22 protein-coding genes and 1 riboswitch are annotated in these 18,497 nt (G+C 42.2%); of the genes, 2 read left to right on the forward strand and 20 right to left on the reverse strand.

Annotated features, from left to right (window positions below; translation table 11 throughout):
* Positions 1–138: 138 nt before the first annotated feature.
* Entirely contained in the window at positions 139–867 is a 729-nt protein-coding gene (locus tag AB685_RS02765) for a pseudouridine synthase (protein ID WP_047969708.1), read from the reverse strand.
* A 282-nt stretch (positions 868–1,149) separates the two neighbouring features.
* Here AB685_RS02765 and AB685_RS02770 point away from each other — a divergent pair, with 282 nt between their 5' ends.
* Positions 1,150–1,410, forward strand: a complete 261-nt coding sequence (locus tag AB685_RS02770) for a hypothetical protein (protein WP_047969007.1) — start codon at positions 1,150–1,152, stop codon at positions 1,408–1,410.
* Between the two features lie 135 nt (positions 1,411–1,545).
* On the opposite strand, the gene AB685_RS02775 is transcribed toward AB685_RS02770, so the two are convergent.
* The 8 genes from AB685_RS02775 to AB685_RS02810 all read right to left on the reverse strand — a co-directional run bounded on the left by AB685_RS02775 (position 1,546) and on the right by AB685_RS02810 (position 7,616).
* A complete protein-coding gene (locus AB685_RS02775; protein ID WP_047969008.1) occupies positions 1,546–2,079 on the reverse strand; it encodes a spore maturation protein in 534 nt (177 codons plus the stop codon).
* 3 nt (positions 2,080–2,082) lie between these two features.
* Positions 2,083–2,673 carry a nucleoside recognition domain-containing protein gene (locus AB685_RS02780; protein WP_047969009.1) on the reverse strand — a complete coding sequence of 197 codons (591 nt, stop codon included), beginning with the start codon at positions 2,671–2,673 and terminating at the stop codon, positions 2,083–2,085.
* Positions 2,667–3,821, reverse strand: coding sequence for a D-alanyl-D-alanine carboxypeptidase family protein (locus AB685_RS02785; RefSeq protein WP_047969010.1), 1,155 nt, complete (start codon positions 3,819–3,821; stop codon positions 2,667–2,669). Before AB685_RS02785 ends, AB685_RS02780 begins: the two co-directional genes overlap by 7 nt.
* Before the next feature lie 137 nt (positions 3,822–3,958).
* Entirely contained in the window at positions 3,959–4,849 is an 891-nt protein-coding gene (locus AB685_RS02790) for a superoxide dismutase (protein ID WP_047969011.1), read from the reverse strand.
* Between the two features lie 311 nt (positions 4,850–5,160).
* Positions 5,161–5,649 carry a YpuI family protein gene (locus tag AB685_RS02795; RefSeq protein ID WP_047969012.1) on the reverse strand — a complete coding sequence of 163 codons (489 nt, stop codon included), beginning with the start codon at positions 5,647–5,649 and terminating at the stop codon, positions 5,161–5,163.
* 95 nt (positions 5,650–5,744) lie between these two features.
* On the reverse strand, positions 5,745–6,176 hold the full coding sequence (locus AB685_RS02800) for a hypothetical protein (RefSeq protein ID WP_047969013.1): 432 nt from the start codon (positions 6,174–6,176) through the stop codon (positions 5,745–5,747).
* 92 nt (positions 6,177–6,268) lie between these two features.
* Positions 6,269–6,847, reverse strand: a complete 579-nt coding sequence (gene scpB, locus AB685_RS02805; protein WP_047969014.1) for an SMC-Scp complex subunit ScpB — start codon at positions 6,845–6,847, stop codon at positions 6,269–6,271.
* On the reverse strand, positions 6,834–7,616 hold the full coding sequence (locus AB685_RS02810; RefSeq protein ID WP_047969015.1) for a segregation/condensation protein A: 783 nt from the start codon (positions 7,614–7,616) through the stop codon (positions 6,834–6,836). The genes scpB and AB685_RS02810 overlap by 14 nt, the downstream gene beginning before the upstream one ends.
* 118 nt (positions 7,617–7,734) lie before the next feature.
* Here AB685_RS02810 and AB685_RS02815 point away from each other — a divergent pair, with 118 nt between their 5' ends.
* Entirely contained in the window at positions 7,735–8,262 is a 528-nt protein-coding gene (locus tag AB685_RS02815) for a DUF309 domain-containing protein (RefSeq protein ID WP_047969016.1), read from the forward strand.
* Between the two features lie 101 nt (positions 8,263–8,363).
* Here the strand turns inward: AB685_RS02815 and AB685_RS02820 are convergent, their stop codons facing one another.
* The 11 genes from AB685_RS02820 to spoVAD all read right to left on the reverse strand — a co-directional run bounded on the left by AB685_RS02820 (position 8,364) and on the right by spoVAD (position 18,494).
* The gene (locus tag AB685_RS02820; protein WP_047969017.1) at positions 8,364–8,726 is read right to left on the reverse strand and encodes a GNAT family N-acetyltransferase; all 363 of its coding nucleotides are present in this window, start codon (positions 8,724–8,726) and stop codon (positions 8,364–8,366) included.
* A 155-nt stretch (positions 8,727–8,881) separates the two neighbouring features.
* A complete protein-coding gene (gene ribE / locus AB685_RS02825; protein WP_047969018.1) occupies positions 8,882–9,346 on the reverse strand; it encodes a 6,7-dimethyl-8-ribityllumazine synthase in 465 nt (154 codons plus the stop codon).
* Between the two features lie 53 nt (positions 9,347–9,399).
* Positions 9,400–10,593: a bifunctional 3,4-dihydroxy-2-butanone-4-phosphate synthase/GTP cyclohydrolase II gene (locus AB685_RS02830; RefSeq protein ID WP_047969709.1), complete on the reverse strand. Its 1,194-nt coding sequence runs from the start codon at positions 10,591–10,593 to the stop codon at positions 9,400–9,402.
* A gap of 32 nt (positions 10,594–10,625) precedes the next feature.
* Positions 10,626–11,279, reverse strand: coding sequence for a riboflavin synthase (gene ribE / locus AB685_RS02835; protein WP_047969019.1), 654 nt, complete (start codon positions 11,277–11,279; stop codon positions 10,626–10,628).
* A 4-nt stretch (positions 11,280–11,283) separates the two neighbouring features.
* On the reverse strand, positions 11,284–12,390 hold the full coding sequence (ribD, locus tag AB685_RS02840) for a bifunctional diaminohydroxyphosphoribosylaminopyrimidine deaminase/5-amino-6-(5-phosphoribosylamino)uracil reductase RibD (RefSeq protein ID WP_047969020.1): 1,107 nt from the start codon (positions 12,388–12,390) through the stop codon (positions 11,284–11,286).
* Between the two features lie 127 nt (positions 12,391–12,517).
* A riboswitch (FMN riboswitch) is annotated at positions 12,518–12,668 on the reverse strand.
* 225 nt (positions 12,669–12,893) lie between these two features.
* A complete protein-coding gene (locus tag AB685_RS02850; protein ID WP_047969022.1) occupies positions 12,894–13,334 on the reverse strand; it encodes a peptidylprolyl isomerase in 441 nt (146 codons plus the stop codon).
* 169 nt (positions 13,335–13,503) lie between these two features.
* Entirely contained in the window at positions 13,504–14,829 is a 1,326-nt protein-coding gene (gene lysA, locus AB685_RS02855) for a diaminopimelate decarboxylase (protein WP_047969023.1), read from the reverse strand.
* Positions 14,830–15,091: 262 nt separating this feature from the next.
* A complete protein-coding gene (locus AB685_RS02860) occupies positions 15,092–16,567 on the reverse strand; it encodes a spore germination protein (protein ID WP_047969710.1) in 1,476 nt (491 codons plus the stop codon).
* On the reverse strand, positions 16,515–17,126 hold the full coding sequence (locus AB685_RS02865; protein WP_047969024.1) for a stage V sporulation protein AE: 612 nt from the start codon (positions 17,124–17,126) through the stop codon (positions 16,515–16,517). Before AB685_RS02865 ends, AB685_RS02860 begins: the two co-directional genes overlap by 53 nt.
* Before the next feature lie 6 nt (positions 17,127–17,132).
* Entirely contained in the window at positions 17,133–17,483 is a 351-nt protein-coding gene (gene spoVAE / locus AB685_RS02870; protein ID WP_047969025.1) for a stage V sporulation protein AE, read from the reverse strand.
* Positions 17,484–18,494: a stage V sporulation protein AD gene (gene spoVAD, locus AB685_RS02875; protein ID WP_047969026.1), complete on the reverse strand. Its 1,011-nt coding sequence runs from the start codon at positions 18,492–18,494 to the stop codon at positions 17,484–17,486.
* Positions 18,495–18,497 lie beyond the last annotated feature (3 nt).

Below are 18,497 nucleotides of genomic sequence, written 5' to 3' on the forward strand. Positions count from 1 at the left end.
GACAGTTTTCGAAAGAGGTCGCTCTTTGACCTCTGCAGAAAAATGGCTTATGCCCTCGAGGGCCTAGCCGCCGTAGCTGGACAAACACAAAAGCGGAAGCTGCCTCTTAAGCTCCCTCCGCTTTTCCTCACTCTATTACTACTTCTTTGGTTTCGTCGCCATCACACGCAGCTGTTTCACTTCGTGAGGTGTCAGCTCACGAGCTTCACCTGAGGAAAGACCATGCAACGTCAGAAATCCGTATCGTTCTCTTTTTAGCTTCATAACAGGATGGCCAATTGCTTCGAACATACGGCGCACTTGTCTGTTACGGCCTTCATGAATACTGATCTCGAAAATGGACGTGTTTTTTGTTCGCTCCATGGAAAGCAATTTTATTCTAGCTGGTGCCGTCTTGCCGTCCTCTAGCTTAATACCCCGCTCCAGGCTTTTAATGGCTTCACGTGAAGGAATCCCTTTCAGCTTGGCAACATAAACTTTTTCCACTTCGGAAGTCGGGTGCATTAACGCATTGGCAAAATCACCGTCATTCGTCATTAGCAACAGACCAGATGTATCATAATCTAGCCTTCCTACCGGATAGATCCGTTCAGGGATATATGGAAAAAAATCAGTTGCAACCTTTCTGCCTTTATCATCACTTACACTGGAGATGACGCCTCTTGGTTTATATAAAAGGAAATAGACAGGTTCCTCTTGTTCAACAGGAATACCTTCCACTTCAATCTTATCGTTAGGATTTACTTTGACCCCAAGCTCTCTTACCACTTTACCGTTAACTTTCACTTTACCTTCTTTTATCAATTCTTCTGCTTTTCTTCTAGATGCAATACCTGCATGTGCAATCACTTTTTGTAACCGTTCCATTTCTTTCACCTCATTCAACATCTTACCCGACTTTCCAGAGAAAAGCCAAGATTTCTCTTTCACTATTGTTCCCAATGTTCACAAACTCTAATTATACCTGTACATGTTATGAAAAAGAAAGAAAAATAATAGTATCTTAGTACTATTGGTATTACTGCTTTATGAGGCAGGAGAATTATGCCCTTCTTCATATTCCCAACTTTTCCCTTTAGGGATATAATTTAACTAGTAACAGTAAACTTATTATTGATTTTGATTTCTCTATTATGGGGAGGAACTATAATGTCTTCTGACAGAATTAAGGATTTATTGGAAACGTTAGGTACGTATCATCAAACTGATATCATTCATACCATCTCATTTGGCCCCAACTACTCCATGTCCCTTTCCTACAATAACGGCACCAACTGCTATGAAATCAATCACTCTGATTCGAACGATATCGCCCACTATGATTCTTTGGAAGATGCCCTATTTGCGGTAAAAAATAAAATGGAGCTCCAACAAAAAAATATCGAAACTGCGCCGAAAATAAACTTATAAAATTCTTGTACAATTTTTACATTCCCCTTATTTACCAGAGGAATGCCCACATAAAAAGCAGGTCGGAAAAATCATTCATTTTCCGTCCTGCTTTCATTTCAGGGACTTATTGGACATCCCCGTCAATACATAACTCTATATCGCAAAAAAGAAAGTCACTACCAATATCGATACAATAATCCCCACAATATCCGCTAGCAGCCCTACTTTCAGAGCATCGCCCATTTTCTTTATTCCTACCGCACCGAAGTAGACGGTAATGACATATAAAGTCGTATCTGTGCTCCCTTGCAATACAGAGGCAAGTCGCCCCATAAAGGAATCAGGACCATATGTGGCAATCATATCCGTTGTCATACCGAGTGCTGCAGTACCTGATATTGGGCGGATGATGGAAAGTGGTACAATTTCAGCTGGGACTCCGATTGCTTGCATGGCTGGCCTGACGAATTCCACGAGAAAATCAAGTGCTCCGGATGCCCTGAAAATGGATATTGCTACCAGCATCCCTACCAAAAATGGAATAATGGATATGGCTATTTTGATTCCCTCTTTGCCGCCTTCCACGAACGTCTCATAGGTGGGAACTTTTTTAAATGTTGCATAAAGGAGAATGAATCCGATGATCAGAGGGATCAACCAAAGCGAAATAAGTGAAATTACCTGCATGGCCTACCTCCTCCTTGCCATTCGTCGATAATAGAAGAATCGGTCTATGGTAATGGCAGCGATGGTAGAACATAAAGTCGCGACAAGCGTCGGCCCAACTATCTCTGTTGGAGCAGCAGAACCGTAATTCATTCTGATGGCTATAACCGTCGTCGGAATTAATGTAAGACTTGAAGTGTTAATTGCTAGAAAGGTTATCATGGAACGGCTCGCTTCCACTTTCCCACCATTTAATTCTCTAAGCTGCTCCATCGCTTTGATCCCCATCGGAGTTGCTGCATTACCAAGGCCAAACATGTTAGCAATCATGTTTGATAACATATAACCCATTGCAGGGTGATCTGTTGGGACCTCCGGAAAAATTCTGCGGACAACTGGTTTAAAAATGGACGCTAATTTCTCGAGAAGTCCTGCTTCTTGAGCAATCCTCATCAGGCCCAGCCAAAAAACCAATATACTGATAAAACCGATGCAAATGGTGACCGCTTCCTTTGCACCAGAAAAAATTGCTTCGTTTACTTTATCCATTGTCCCATTGATCATGGCGAACAGAATTCCAATAATCGTCATCGCCACCCAGATGATGTTTACCATGGGAGTTTCCCTGTCCCTATGAAAAAGATATTTTTAAATATATTCCAAAAGCCGCCTTCCTCTTGCATTTTCTTTTTATAATAGATTGGCGTTTCAACAACCGCTTCATCCTGTACAATTACCGTGTATTCCCCTACCACTTCCGGGATGTTCTCTTCATTTTTCCATTCCTTCTTCGGCTTTTCGAGCGTGACTTTTACACGGACGTTTTCTCTCTCCTTTTTAGTCATGGGATATTTTATCTCTCGAGAGAGCGAAACTTTTCCTTTATAAAAGTCGTCTTCAATATCCTTTAGTTTGCCTTCCTCCGCTATTTCGTACAGTTGATAATCGACAAATGCCCGGTTGAACATATATATATGGTCTTTCCAGTCGTCAGGGCCGTTCAATGTCACCGCAATAACATCCAATCCTTCTTTGGATGCAGTTGTGATTAGGGTTCTTTTAGCTCGTTTCGTGTACCCTGTTTTACCGCCTGTGGCATACTGATACATTCCCGTTACAAGACGGTGTTTATTTGTCCAGCTCCTGTCCCAAGATTCACCCGGAGCCGCTGGTGCACGGTACACTTTTGTTCCAGTAATCTCTTTAAATTTATCGTTTTGCATCGCATATCTAGTTAAGAGCGCCATGTCATAGGCTGTGGAATAATGGTTTTCATGATCATCCAAACCATGGGGATTCGCAAATTCCGTATTGGTCATGCCAAGCTCGGCCGCTTTCTCATTCATAAGGTATACAAAACCCTCCAAGCTGCCTCCTACATGCTCTGCAATGGCTACGGCGGAATCATTTCCGGAACGGAGCATCAGACCATAAACCAGGTGCTCAAGTTTTATCTTTTCACCGGGTTTCAGATAAATGGAGGATCCTTCCGCCCTGTTCGCTTTCTCACTAACAGTCGCAATCTCGTCCATTTTACCGGATTCGATGGCCAAAATAGCCGTCATTACTTTTGTAATGCTGGCAATCCTTTGCTTGTCGTGAGCACTTTTTTCATAAATAATCCTGCCACTTTCCTGCTCTATCAAAACAGCATTCCTGGCACTGACACCTACCTGCTCTGCCGTTGCTTTTGGAGGAAAGCTTATACTGAATATCAGCAGCGATACTAGGGCGATGCTGAACATAATTCGAGTTAGAGACATCCAATCCCATCCCTTATCTATTTTTGTACAAGTTTATGCGACACCTGTCCAAAATTATGAATGGTTTTTGTGCAAGTTTGAAAGTACACTTCTGAAAACTCTAAAAAAAAAGAGAGGTTCACGACCTCCCAATCCAATTAATATGGTTTCCACTTCAGCCTAGATGCTTCCTGGTAGCGCTTTTCAACGTCTTTCCAATTCACCAAGTTCCACCACTTGTCTATATAATCTTTTCGATTGTTTTTATATTGAAGATAGTAAGCATGTTCCCATACATCCAATCCGAGCAGAGGAATGGTGTCCCATTGTGTGAAAAGCTGCTGTTTTTCTGTTTGCAGTATCTCTAATCGCTGAGCACGTGGTGACCAGACAAGCAGTGCCCAACCGACGCCTTCCACTTTATCTGCCGCTTCCGAGAAGTGTTTTTTGAATTTCTCATAACTGCCGAAGTCCAGAATAATCTGCTGAAGCAACCGTCCGCTTGGCTGACCACCACCATTTGGGGACATGTTATCCCAGAACATAGTATGCAAATAATGCCCAGACCCGTGAAATGCGGCTTCCCGTTCCCAGTGCTTTATCAAATCATAGTCCCCAGTTTCCCTTGCCTCCAACATCTTCATCTCAGCTTTATTCAACCCATCCACATAACTTTTATGATGTTTCAGATGATGAAGCTCCATAATATCCCTTGAAATATATGGTTCAAGAGCATTATATGGATACGGTAGTGGAGGTAGAGTATGCTGACCAATAGGAACTCTTCCACTATTTACCCTTCTAACGCTTATCATCCGCATTCCATCCGCCACTTCTTCCACACACTTTTTAATATCGAGGATTTCCGTTTCATAGATGTACTCTGATTGTCCCACATTCTGTACCCTTCTGAGGATTCCTCTGGCTTCCTGTAACCAGCTATTTCGGTGCTCGTTCAGATTGCTTTGATTGTTAGTCAATATGTCCAGGCACCATTCCTCTACATCTGTTAAGAACTGCTTGAAAATAAGCTGATTTTGCTTAATCATTGTACCCCTCCTCACCACTCATCGTTCTATTCTATGCAGATAATGGGCGTAAAGGAACTACGGACATTTGCAAACAAAAGGCTGTATTCGTAAACTTTGTTGCTTTTTCGTATTTATAAACCAACCATTATACTCCTTGCTATCGTGCTCTTTTCTTGGCTATACGGGATAACTGCATGCTTATTTAAAAGTCCATAAGCTAAAAAAATTCCAATTGCCGACTTTTTAATGGTGAATAGCAGCAATCTTTAAGAAAAGAGCCAAACAAAAAAACACCCAGTCCTGTAAGAAGAATTGGGTGTTTTTGGATATTAATTGCTTTGGATCATTTTTGTGCGGTAGTCTGTTTCGTAATATTCAAGCTCTTCACGCACTGCCTGAAACTCGCTTTCCAAGCCGCGGATAACCACTTTCAATGATTCTGGGGGCGCTTCATGGAACTGAATGGAGTTCTTTCCAGTATAAGCGGAACGGCTGTCCTCATACCATGCATCGTTTCTTGGAGCAAAAAACTCTTCTATGCATTGATGGTAGATATTATATAATACCTTTTCAGCTGCAGATTTTCTGAACGGTTCACTTTTGAGGATGACCTGACATGCATTAAGACCCTCATCACAGAATACGGAAAGGCGACGGGTGTTCAATAATAACAATTCCACATACTCCTGCTTTGTTGAGGATTCTGCCACAAGTGTAGTCAGTGTGGCTTCATTCAAGAAAGAATTCAATTGATGTACCGTATTTCCTAAGAAACTCTCAACCTGTTCTGTTTGTGATTTAACTATTGTATTTGCCATTGAAAAATGACCCTCCAAATATAAATTTTTTCTATCTGGCAGTTACTACTACGTTACGTTAAGAATTTTAAAAGTATTACCCTGCTTGGCCAATTTTAAGATGAAGGTTGTGCTAAAAAATGAAGAGGAGATGTCAATTCATACTCTCCCTTTTTATGCAGGCCTTCAAATATTTCTTGCAATTTGTTAATATTTACGCCTGCAAAATAGCTTGCAAGCTCTTCCTTTGTGTTGATATAGATGCGTTTTCTATGGCGAAAACTCGGATTTTTTATTAAACAGGTAATGGCGACTAGTTCTTTGAACATTATTTCTCTATCCCCTATTACAAAAACGGGATCTTTTTTTGCATCAATCGTCGGAATGAACTCCGCAAATGTTTCATCGAAATAGCGAATGTAAAGTACGTGAAACGTTTTTTCATTTCCATCGTGTACAAATGTCACTTCAGAGCGGTTAAAGAAGTCTTCAGAGGTATTGGATTGAGCTTTTTCCAACTCATACCCTTTCATTTCAATTATACGCATACGGTCACTCCCTACTGCTGATCTTTCTTAGGGACTAGTTGAATCTAACAGCCTCCCGTAATACTATTTTACCATAAGTGAAATAAATAATCTTAAGATTCAAATGTTTCTTGAAACTTTTCGAAAAATAAATCCGCTTCCTCATCCATCTCTTCCATATTTACAGCCAAAGGTGGTAATTCCTTGATATTTTTCAAACCAAAGTAGTCCAAAAACTCTTTGGTGGTGCCATAAAGAATCGCCCTTCCTGTTCCCTCCGCACGCCCGACTTCTTTGATAAGAACTTTTGCAACTAAAGTTTGCAATGGCCGTTCACTTTTAACACCACGGATATTTTCTACTTCGGTTCTTGTGATAGGCTGTTTATAAGCTACAATTGCCAATGTCTCAAGGGCTGCCTGGGAAAGAGATTGAGATGTCGGGGATTCAACCAGTTTTTTTAAGTAGACTGAATGCTCTTTTTTTGTTGTAAGCTGATATGTTCCAGCAAGCTCTATAAGCGTTATTCCCCTATCCTTCTTTTGATAACCCTTTTTCAACTCATCCAATATATCAAGGACAATAGGCTCTTCCACTTCAAGGACGGTTGTAAGCTGCTTAAGTGTCAGGCCTTCATCCCCTGCTGCAAAAAGGAGGCTTTCGACAATCGATTTCCAGTTAATAATATTCACTTTCCTTGTTTCCTCCTTCCTTGTACGACACATAAATATCTGCAAAATTATTATCCTGCTCCAATAGGATGGTGTTTTTCTTTAAGAGTTCCAGTATGGCCAAAAAGGTCACAACTATATATTCTTTGCTTGATTCAGGAAATAGGTCATAGAAATGTTTCCGCCCTTTAAATTGTCGCAGATCCTTAATCAATTCCTCCATTCGCTTTTCAATCGGGATCTCCTGTCTCGTAATCCTCGTTTGCATTGGTTTCTGTATTTTTTTCCTACGCATCAGTTTTTGTAAAGCTCCAAGCATATCATAGAGAGATACATCGAGTTTGACCTCTTCTGGTTCCACGTCCTTCATAAGACCACTCAGGTCACTCGGAGGTTTCGTAAAGAGGTGGCTCCTCTCTTCTTCCATCCCTTTAAGGTCATCTGCCGCTTCTTTATACTTTCTGTACTCAATCAAGCGGTTCATTAATTCCTCGCGTGGATCATCTTCATAATCTGAGAACTCGTCTTCCTCATCAAGAAGCACCTCATCATGCTTGGGAAGTAGCATCTTGCTCTTGATTTCAATAAGAGTCGCAGCCATTACAAGGTATTCGCTTGCAACATCCAATTGCAGCTCTTTCATGGTATGTATGTAAAATAAATATTGCTCGGTAATCTGAGCAACCGGTATATCATATATATCAATTTCCAACCTGTTAATTAAATGTAATAATAAATCCAATGGGCCTTCAAAGGCTTCCACTTTCACATTGTATTCCTGCACAATCATTCATCCACCTAACATAAACATCAAACTATACAATAGTATAGAGTATTCCGGCCATATTTTATAGAGTTTTCATGATTATGTTAAAATATTATTAGATTTACATAAAGGGGGAAATCCTTTGTATCCGAAATCTTATCTAGATTATTTGCACCATTTTCATTGTGATAGAGATTACTTCGAATGTCATGAAGTGCTAGAAGAGTATTGGAAGGAAAGAGACGCGTCTGAACGTGAGATTCACTGGGTTGCCCTCATCCAAGTTGCAGTAGGACTTTATCACCATCGTCGGGGGAATATCAACGGTTCGTTGCGGATGCTTCAAAACGCGCGCCGGATTATTAAAAAGGAGACGGCTGCTATCGATGCGTTGGGGCTTGATAGTGGGAAATTAATTTTGGTGCTTGACGAGCATATTGGACGTGTGTCCAGACATGAACCTTACACGAGCTTGAATTTACCGATAGCAGACCCTGATTTGCAGCTGTCCTGTGAGTCGAGGGCGAAATCCGAGAGAAAAGTTTGGGGGGTAGCCAGTGATTTACTTGATGTGTCATTGGTGAATAGGCATACTCTTCGGGATCGCTCCGATGTGATTAATGAGAGACGCCGGCAATTGGAGTTGCGGAAGCGTCAAGGGTCAGATTAGGTTCCGGCAAGGCTTGAAATGGTCAGTATTTATATCTGCTGGCTGCATCACCAAAAACGACGTGCGTCCATAGGACCACGTCGTTTTTTTCAACCATGCAGTTATTCACTGCACTCTTTTTCATCCAGATCACATTTTTCAATAAATGCAGTAGTATATTGTGTAGTTTTCACCGCTTTGTTTGGATAGGTTTCCGTGAGTGCCACGACCATTTTTCTACCGAATCCCTGCCCACGATGGGAAGGAATGACACTGATATGTTGAATGGTGAAGCTTTCCTCTTCCAACTCAATACCGATCAAACCGATGATATCGTCTTCCTTCCAAAGGAAAAGCTGCCAGTTTTCTTTCTCTTCGTAGTCTCTCATTGATTGCTGTAATTTCTTCAGCTCTTTTTCAGTTGGCATAAAGGACATTAAACCCATAGCAATTTTTTCAAAGCTCTTCTTATAACGAATTAACATATATTACCCCTCATTATCGAAAAAACTTTCATAAGTGTAACTACAAATAGTATAGGAAATTTACGTTGAAACGTTCCTATTTGAAAGATTTTCTTACTCTTAAATATACATTCTATCCAATCAAAGCTTTAAAGTACACCTTTTTAAAATAAATCTTAAAATTCGCGTAATAAATTGCCCATTTCAATAGCCGCTACAGCAGCCTCCCAGCCCTTATTACCTGCTTTCGTGCCCGCTCTTTCGATTGCTTGCTCAATCGTCTCGGTCGTAAGTACGCCAAAGATCACAGGAATTCCTGATTGCATGGATGCCTGAGATACACCTTTTGCTGCCTCATTACAAACATAATCAAAATGAGGGGTAGAGCCGCGAATTACAGTACCGAGTGTAATAACCGCGTCATAGTTTCCAGAGTCCGCCATTCTTTTAGCTACGAGGGGAATTTCAAATGCACCTGGGACCCAAGCTACATCAACCTGATCCTCTTCCACACCGTGCCTTTTCAGAGCATCTTGTGCTCCACCTAGAAGCTTGCTTGTAATAAATTCATTAAATCTGCCTACTACAATTCCTACTTTAAGTCCTGTTCCTACTAAATTACCTTCAAATACTTTTGCCATGAATGGTTCCTCCTGTTTTACGGTACTGTTCTATCATACCGGATTATTATTTATTAGAAATGCAACATATGCCCTAATTTTGAATGCTTGGTTTTTAAATAACTCTCATTTGCTTCTTTGGTTGGCATTTGAAGTGGCACACGGTCTACTACCTCCAGCTCATATCCTTTTAATCCTGCAATCTTTCGAGGATTGTTAGTCAGTAGCTTCATTTGGGAAACACCAAGGTCTCGAAGGATTTGCGCGCCAATTCCATAATCCCTTAAATCAGCACCAAAACCGAGCTTTTCATTTGCCTCCACCGTGTCGTACCCCTGCTCCTGCAGTTTATAGGCACGCAGTTTGTTCAGTAGACCGATGCCTCGGCCTTCCTGTCTCATGTATAGAAGCACCCCACTGCCTGCTTTTTCAATTTGAGCCAATGCAGCGTGCAGTTGCGGGCCGCAATCGCATCGATTGGAACCGAACACATCTCCTGTCAAGCACTCGGAATGAACACGGACAAGTGTCGGAGTTTCAGAATCAATCTCTCCCTTTACCAACGCTATATGCTCTTTCCCATCAACGATATTGGAATATCCTATTGCACGGAAATCACCGAAATCAGTAGGAAGCTTGATTTCTACTTCCCTTTGGACAAGTTTGTCCTTTCGGTTGCGATATTGAATCAGATCCTTAATTGTAATCATCTTCAACTCGAATCTATCTGCAATTTTTCGAAGCTCTGGTACACGCGCCATCGATCCGTCTTCGTTCATGATTTCACAGATCACTCCGGCTGGATAAGAACCGCTCATTTGAGCCAAATCTACAGCTGCCTCCGTATGTCCGGCCCTTCTCAATACTCCACCTTTTTTCGCTACAAGCGGAAAAATATGTCCAGGTCGCTTGAAATCTCCTGCTTTTGATGAAGGAGACAAGAGTTCCAGTATGGTTGTAGAACGTTCAAATGCGGATATACCGGTAGTGGTTGATTTATGGTCGATACTTACCGTAAATGCGGTTCCATGCGAATCCGTATTGTGGTTCACCATTGGAACCAGATCCAATTTCTCTGCAAGCTCCTCCTGAACCGGAACACAAATCAGTCCACGCCCATGTGTCGCCATGAAGTTAACGACAGCCGGAGTCGTCTTTTCAGCTAGTGAAACAAAATCTCCTTCGTTTTCTCTGTCCTCATCATCACAAACGATAATAACTTTCCCTTCCTGCAGGTCTGCCAAAGCTTCTTCAATCTTATTAAAAATTTCACTCACCGTTCTCACCCCTTTTTTAAAGACTATTTAAATCCATGCTCTTCTAAGAATGATGCTGACATGCTGGTATTTGGAGAAGGGCCCTTATTTTGTTGCTCCAATAGGTGATCCATGTATTTAGCCAGCATGTCCACTTCAATATTGACAGTATCCCCTTTACCTTTACCTCCGAGGATGGTTTCATTCAGCGTATGTGGAATAAGGGAAATGGTAAAGTCATTATCCGATACACCGAATATCGTTAAACTAGTACCGTCTACCGTAACCGATCCCTTCAACATCAAGTACCGTGAAAGTTCATCATTAACTTTGATCGTATAGTAGACAGCGTTTGCCACTCTTTTCTTATCGTGTATAATACCCGTTCCATCTACATGTCCACTGACAAAATGCCCTCCAAATCTACCATTGGCAATCATGGCCCGTTCGAGGTTCACTTTCGAGCCTGCATTTAAAGCCTGCAAGGAGGTTGCACGCACTGTTTCAGGCATGACATCCACAGTAAAACGGTTGGACGTGAAGGTTGTAACAGTCAAACAGACACCATTAACAGCTATACTGTCCCCGAGTTTAACATCTTCTAATACCTTCTTCGCTTCTATTTCTATAATTATTGCCTGGTCGGCCCGAATAATCTGTCTGATTGACCCTATTTCTTCAATGATTCCTGTAAACACGTGGTCAGCCCTCCTTCTGAATTAATTTAGGTACGGAAACAATTTTCAGGTCCTGACCTACTTGAGTGAACTCTTTTATATCAAGATCCATAACTTCTTCCATCGTTGCAAAACCTTCTCCCTCGATTATTGTCGGCGCACGTTTACCTCCAATAAGCTTTGGTGCAATATAGGTAATGAGTTGATTGATGGCCCTCTCCTTTAGGAAGCTGCCATTAACAGTAGCGCCACCTTCAACAAATAATGAGGTAACCCCTTCCTCTCCCAGTATGGAAAGAAGTGAGGGTATTTCCACTTTCAGCGTTGGGAGAGAGAAAACTTTTACACCTAGTGTATTCTGTAGAGCTGACTCTTTTTTTAAGTCTGGCATCGACCCTGTAATTATCCAGGTGGGTGCCTCTCCATCAGTTACTACTTTTGCATCCAATGGTGTACGTAAATTGGAGTCTAGAATAATCCTTATCGGATTTTTTCCTCCGTTTGGAAGTCTGGTTGTCAAGCTGGGATTGTCGGCCAGTACTGTTCCAACCCCCACTAGTATTGCATCGTTTTGATGTCGGTATTGATGGACATCCAATCGTGCTTCCGCTCCCGTAATCCACTTACTTTCATTGGTGTAAGTCGCCGTTTTCCCATCTAAGCTTGCTGCCGTTTTCAGCGTCACATAGGGCTTTTTGGTCTTTAAGTAGTGAAAGAAAACCTGATTTAAAGCTAAGGCTTCGTCTTGACAAATACCCAACTCCACCTCTAGACCAGCTTTGCGTAGTTTTTCTATCCCTTTTCCCGCTACAAGCGGATTGGGATCGACTGATGCGATGACCACTCTTTTGACCCCAGTTTGAATGAGTAGATCAGAACATGGCGGGGTTTTCCCGAAATGACTGCATGGTTCCAGTGTTACATACACGGTGGAACCTTTTGTTTTCTCAGTGCCTGCCATTTGAATGGCATTTACTTCTGCATGAGCTTGCCCCGCCTTAAGATGTGCACCGAATCCAGCAATTTCACCATTTTTCACGACGACTGAACCGACAATCGGGTTGGGAGAGGTCTGGCCTGTTGCACGCTTCGCTAGATCTATGGCAAATTTCATGTAATAGTGATCGTCCATGGCAACCCCCTCCTTTAATACATATAAAAAACCTCTAAGCATATGGCCTTAGAGGTTTTGGTGGATTAAAATTGCGTATAGGAAAATAAACAGTGCTCAAAAATGAATTTTTCACTGTTTGCAATCTCTAATCCTTCTCCCATCCAGACTTTCACTGTCGGCCCTGGAGTTACACCAGGTCCACCGCTTTTCTTTTCCAAGAAAACCGGGTCACGGACTGAGAAGCACCTGGCTTCATCACCGCCGGTAGGGAATTTCACCCACCCCCGAAGGACATTCATATGTAGTTGTCTATCATTATTATCTTAGCATATCTTCCAGATAAGTAAAATTTAAAGTTTCAAATTATATGTCAAACGATGAAAAACCAATAAATCAGTCCCCAAACTAGGGACATTGACAGCAAAACACCAAGTAGAATCCAATTCTTTTTATTCAATGTATTTCCCTGCCTTCCTTTTGTTATAAAAAAAGAGAGAGCATCTCTGCTCCCGCTTTTTGTCTTATTCAGCGTCTGTTACTTCCATTTTCTCCATAACATCGCCGTTTTTCATATTTCTAGCAGTCTCTAAACCAGAAGTCACTTTTCCGAATACAGTGTGTACACCATTCAAGTGAGGTTGTGGTTGATGAACGATGAAGAATTGGCTGGACCCAGTGTCTCTTCCAGCGTGAGCCATTGATAGGCTTCCCGCTTCATGCTTATGAGGGTTTCCTTCTGTTTCACACTTGATCGTCGTACCGCTTCCGCCAGCACCAGTACCAGTCGGATCTCCACCTTGACTTACGAAACCAGGGATGACACGGTGAAATGTTACACCATTGTAGAATCCTTCGTTTGCTAATTTTTCAAAGTTAGCAACCGTGTTAGGTGCTTCGTTTGGATAAAGTTCGAATTCAATCTTTTCGCCATTTTGCATTTGTATGTATCCTGTTTTTGCCATAATGAACATCTCCTTCATAATAAAATGAACCAGTTATTATAATACATGAAATGAGATTGAAAAGGAAGTAAGATGACGGATGGATTTATGGTGTACTCACACCAACCACCTGAAAAAGTACAAAAAGCCCACCCTCACATTAAGAGCGGACTTGTTTCTACCAACTGAATCATTTCACCAATTTGCTCTTCGCTTGAAATGGCAGATCCAATCTAACCAGATCTTCAAAGGTTTCACGGCGAATGACTAATTGGGTTTCACCATCTTCAACAAACACTACGGCTGGCTTGGTAATTCGATTGTAGTTATTCGCCATTGCATATCCGTAGGCTCCAGTGCAGAATACCGCCAAAAAGTCTTCATGGTTGGCTTTTGGTAAAGGTAGGTCCCAAATGAGCATGTCACCGGATTCGCAGCATTTCCCAGCAATGGAAACTTTGTCGTCAGCCTTATCTTTTACTCTATTTGCTAGGACCGCTTCATATTTAGCCTGATAAAGAGCTGGTCGGATATTATCGGTCATCCCACCGTCAATCGCGAGGTAGTGTCGGATATTTGGTATCTCTTTTTTCGATCCCACAGAATAGATGGTTGTACCAGCATCCCCTACCAATGAACGACCAGGTTCGATCCAGATTTCCGGCATTTTCAAGCCATGGTCTGTTACAAATGATTGTACATCGGAAATAATCTCTTCTACATAGACTGATGCTGGAAGAGGATTATCTTCCTCTGTATAACGGATACCAAATCCGCCTCCAAGATTTACAACACGTGCTTCAAAACCATCTTGTTCGTTCCAATCTTTTAACGTCTCAAAGAGTTTCCCTGCAGCAAGCTTAAATCCGGTCGTTTCAAAAATTTGAGAGCCAATGTGGCAGTGTATCCCCAACAAATCCAAATGGTTTGCCGTAGAAGCAATTGTCATCGCTTTATGCGCCTGTCCGCTCTGTAAATCAAATCCAAATTTAGAATCTTCTTGTCCGGTTAAAATGTAATCATGAGTATGGGCATTGATTCCCGGTGTAACACGAAGCAGAATCGGCATTACATAGTCATGTTTCTCACAAACTTCCTGAAGTAGCTTCAGTTCCAGAAAGTTATCGACTACCACACAGCCAATTTTCTTCTCCACTGCCATTTCAAGTTCCTCAACACTCTTGTTGTTGCCATGAAAATGAATACGTTCCACTGGAAAATCAGCAACAAGTGCGGTATAAAGCTCTCCACCTGATACTACGTCTAGAGATAATCCTTCTTCTTTTACAAGCTGAAACATGGCAACCGAAGAGAATGCCTTGCTTGCGTATGCCACTTGCGCTTCTACTCCTAGATTCTTAAATGTCTTTTGAAAATCACGCGCACGCTCTCTTATCAGCGCCACATCATATACATATAGTGGAGTGCCGTATTCGTTGGCCAACTCGATCGTGTCGACTCCCCCTATTTCCAAATGTCCTTTTGCGTTCACTTTACTGGTTCCATGATAATACATATGCCGTTTCCCCTCGCGCTTTTATTTTATATGTAGTTCTATTTTATACCATATTCTCTACTAAAGAGATGTGGATGTGTTCTAGCCCTGTTTGCAAAATTTAGGTTCATTCATTTTCCGTTTAATAAGTTACAATATTTAAGCAAAAAACAGCTAAACAGAATCTTTAGCTGTTAGGTATTTTACTTTCATTCTGCAGTTGATTAAAATAAACTCTACCACATATAAACCCCTCTATCAAGCGAATATTCTTACTAATTTGTTATTGCGGCTGCCTGAAACGATTCCTCGGATGTACGATACTAGGACGTATTTTTGCCCCTGGAGTACTTCGGCGAATCAGGATCATAATTAGGGCTTTCGGACTGAATGGTATGAACGGCCACAGGTATGGTGTATTTAATGAACGGGTGCCAGCCAGGAATAGCACAAAGAAGGTGACCCCTACCACTAGACCAGGTACATGGAACAGAGCAACCAAGACAAGCAGCATCAACCGTATTATCTTATTGGCGACGCTTAACTCATAACTTGGAGTAGTGAAAGATCCGATGGCTGCGACAGCCACATATAGAATTACCTCCGGAACGAAAAGTCCGACGTCAATGGCAATCTGCCCTATCAATACCGCAGCAATCAGACCCATTGCAGTGGATAAAGCAGTAGGTGTATGAATGGCAGCCAACCTCAGAAATTCCACCCCGATATCCGCAAGGAAAATTTGAAAGACAACCGGAATATTGGATTCTTCATTCGGACCGATAAAGCCGATCTGTTCTGGCAGTAAATTCGGCTCCAATATCATCAAGAACCATAACGGTAAAAGGAACAAAGAGGCAAATATTCCACAAAAACGAACCCAGCGCACAAATGTACCAACCGCAGGAGATTGACGGTATTCTTCCACATGCTGAACATGGTGAAAAAACGTAGTTGGTGTGATAATGACACTTGGTGAGGTATCCACCATTACAACGACATGTCCTTCTAGGAGATGGGTTGCCGCAATATCAGGTCTTTCCGTATAACGCACTAACGGATAGGGATTAAATCCCTGTTTCACTATGAACTCTTCCACTGTTTTATCAGCCATCGGCAAACCATCAATGTCAATATTCTTTGTTTCTTTTCGAACAATATCCACGAGATCTGGGTCAGCTACATCTTTTATGTATGCAAGGCAGATATCTGTTTTGGATCGTTCTCCCACTTGGAAAATTTCATATCGTAGCCTTTCATCCCGTATTCTACGCCTTGTCAGCGCGGTATTGACGATGATATTCTCCACATAACCATCACGCGCACCACGCACTACCTTCTCTGTGTCAGGCTCCTCTGGATTACGGCCAGGGTATGAACGGGTGTCAATGACATATCCGCTTTCTTCGCCCTCAAGCAGGATAACAATCAGGCCGCTTAGCACTTGGTCGACCACTTCGTCCATGTACTCAATACTGTTCACCTGCTGGTTCACCAGGCGATTATGAATGATTTCTTTCAACTTATAAGTTTTCTTTTCAACATCATTGATATGAAGCAGTTCCTCCATAATTTCAATGATGAACATCGTATCGCAAAGTCCATTTACGTAGTAGATGTTCAATTCTTTTCCTAGTACGGTGATTTTCCTAACACCAAGATCAAAGCTGACGTCCAGCCCGACTTCATCTTTGAAGAATTGTTCATTAGTCGTCAGCTTCGGCGATATCGGTATTTTTTCCATTCCATTGTGAGACATCATACCCATTCCTCTCTAAAATGATTTCGACCGCTTTGCTAGTAATGGGAGCTCCTCGACTAACATCATCTTTTCTAGCCATCTTTCCGATATCGCCAATTCCGACAATTAATGGAAAGTGTAATTCATCCAAACAATACACGGTATCTCCATTTATTCTTCCAACATCTATTTCTTGTATTCCGCTTTTATCAACACCATGAGAGGAAACGTGAAGATCACGGTCCACGGTGACATGCACCTTTGTCCATTCCGATTGGTGAGTCTTTGATGCCACAGCAATGACTCCAAGTACATCCATCTGAGGATGGGTTGCCACGTACCTCAGTGCTCTTTCTCCTGCTCCTTCACCTAGAAATCCACTATCATCGAACATAACAAAAACGGGTTCACTTTTCGCCTGCAAAATAAGCTTTACCAGCTCCTCTCCACTAAGGAGGGTCGGATTCCCAAATGAAGCAGAAATACATCTCCCGCCATAATGGTTGGCAACAAGCTGTATTGTTTTTTTAGCGTATACATCTCCATCTGTAATCAGAATGACCCGTTTTTTAATCATGAGTATCTACCCTTTCGGCTTAAAGATTAGTGCAACAATAAAGGCGAACAGAATGGCAGCCGATACCCCTGCAGAGGTTAATTCAAAAATCCCCATCCCTATCCCGATAAAACCATGTTTTTCAGACTGATGCATGGCACCATGCAATAATGAATGGCCGAAGCTAGTAATCGGAACGGTTGCACCAGCACCAGCGAAGTCTATCAGCTTGTCATAGATCCCGAATCCATCCAGTATGGCTCCTGCAACCACGAAACTGCTCATCACATGGGCAGGAGTCAGTTTGGCAAAATCCAATAGAAGCTGGCCAATCACACAAATCAATCCACCGACCACGAATGCTATAAGATATTCCATCTACTGCTCCACCCTCTCTAACACGACACCATGCGCAATGGTTGGAATTGATTCTTTCTGTTGAACCATTGTCGGACTCAACAAAGCACCAGTCGCCACAACCAACACCCTTTTCAACATGCCTGTTTTCAACTCATTGATTAGATGAGCGTAAGTAACTACTGCACAACACCCACAACCGCTTCCACCTGCGAAAACTTCCTGGTCAGGCCGGAAAATCATAAGCCCGCAATCACTATGCTTTACGGTAATATCATAGCCCTCTTCTTTTAACAGTTCTTTAAGAATTGGACTTCCCACCCCCGATAAATCCCCTGTAACAATAAGATCATAATTGTCAGGATTGACGTTAAGATCCTGGAAATGAGCCTGAATAGTATCTGCGGCAGCTGGCGCCATTGCCGACCCCATATCAAAAGGGTCTGTAATCCCAAGATCGATCACTCTCCCGATGGTTGCAGATGTGATCTTAATCTGACTCGGCTCCCTGCTGACCAAGGCAGTCCCGGACCCAGTCACCGTATATGTGGCCGAGTCAGGTTTTTGTCCTCCGTATTCTGTAGGATAACGAAATTGACGCTCAGCTGTAGCATTATGGCTGCTTGTGGATGCCAGAACTCTATTTGCAAAACCTGCATCCACCAATGCAGCTCCCAGCGCCAACGTTTCCATGGAGGTGGAGCATGCCCCGAACATACAGAGGAATGGAATCTGGTGATGCCGTGCAACATAGTTGGCTGTTACATTCTGATTCAGGAGGTCACCAGCAAGGAAGAAATCAATATCCTTATATTTCAGGTTTGCTTTTTCTAGGCAGGATTGAATGGACTGCTCCATCAGCCTCCTTTCAGCAAGTTCCCAGTTGTCCTCTCCACAGTGGAGTTCTTGATATGTTTTATCAAACAATTTTCCGAGAGGTCCATCCGCCTCTTTCGGACCAACAGCTGTACCAGACGAACTGATATAGATTGGATTTTCAAAAATCCAGCTTTGTTTTCCAACCAGTCGCATTTT

This window comes from Bacillus sp. LL01, assembly GCF_001037965.1.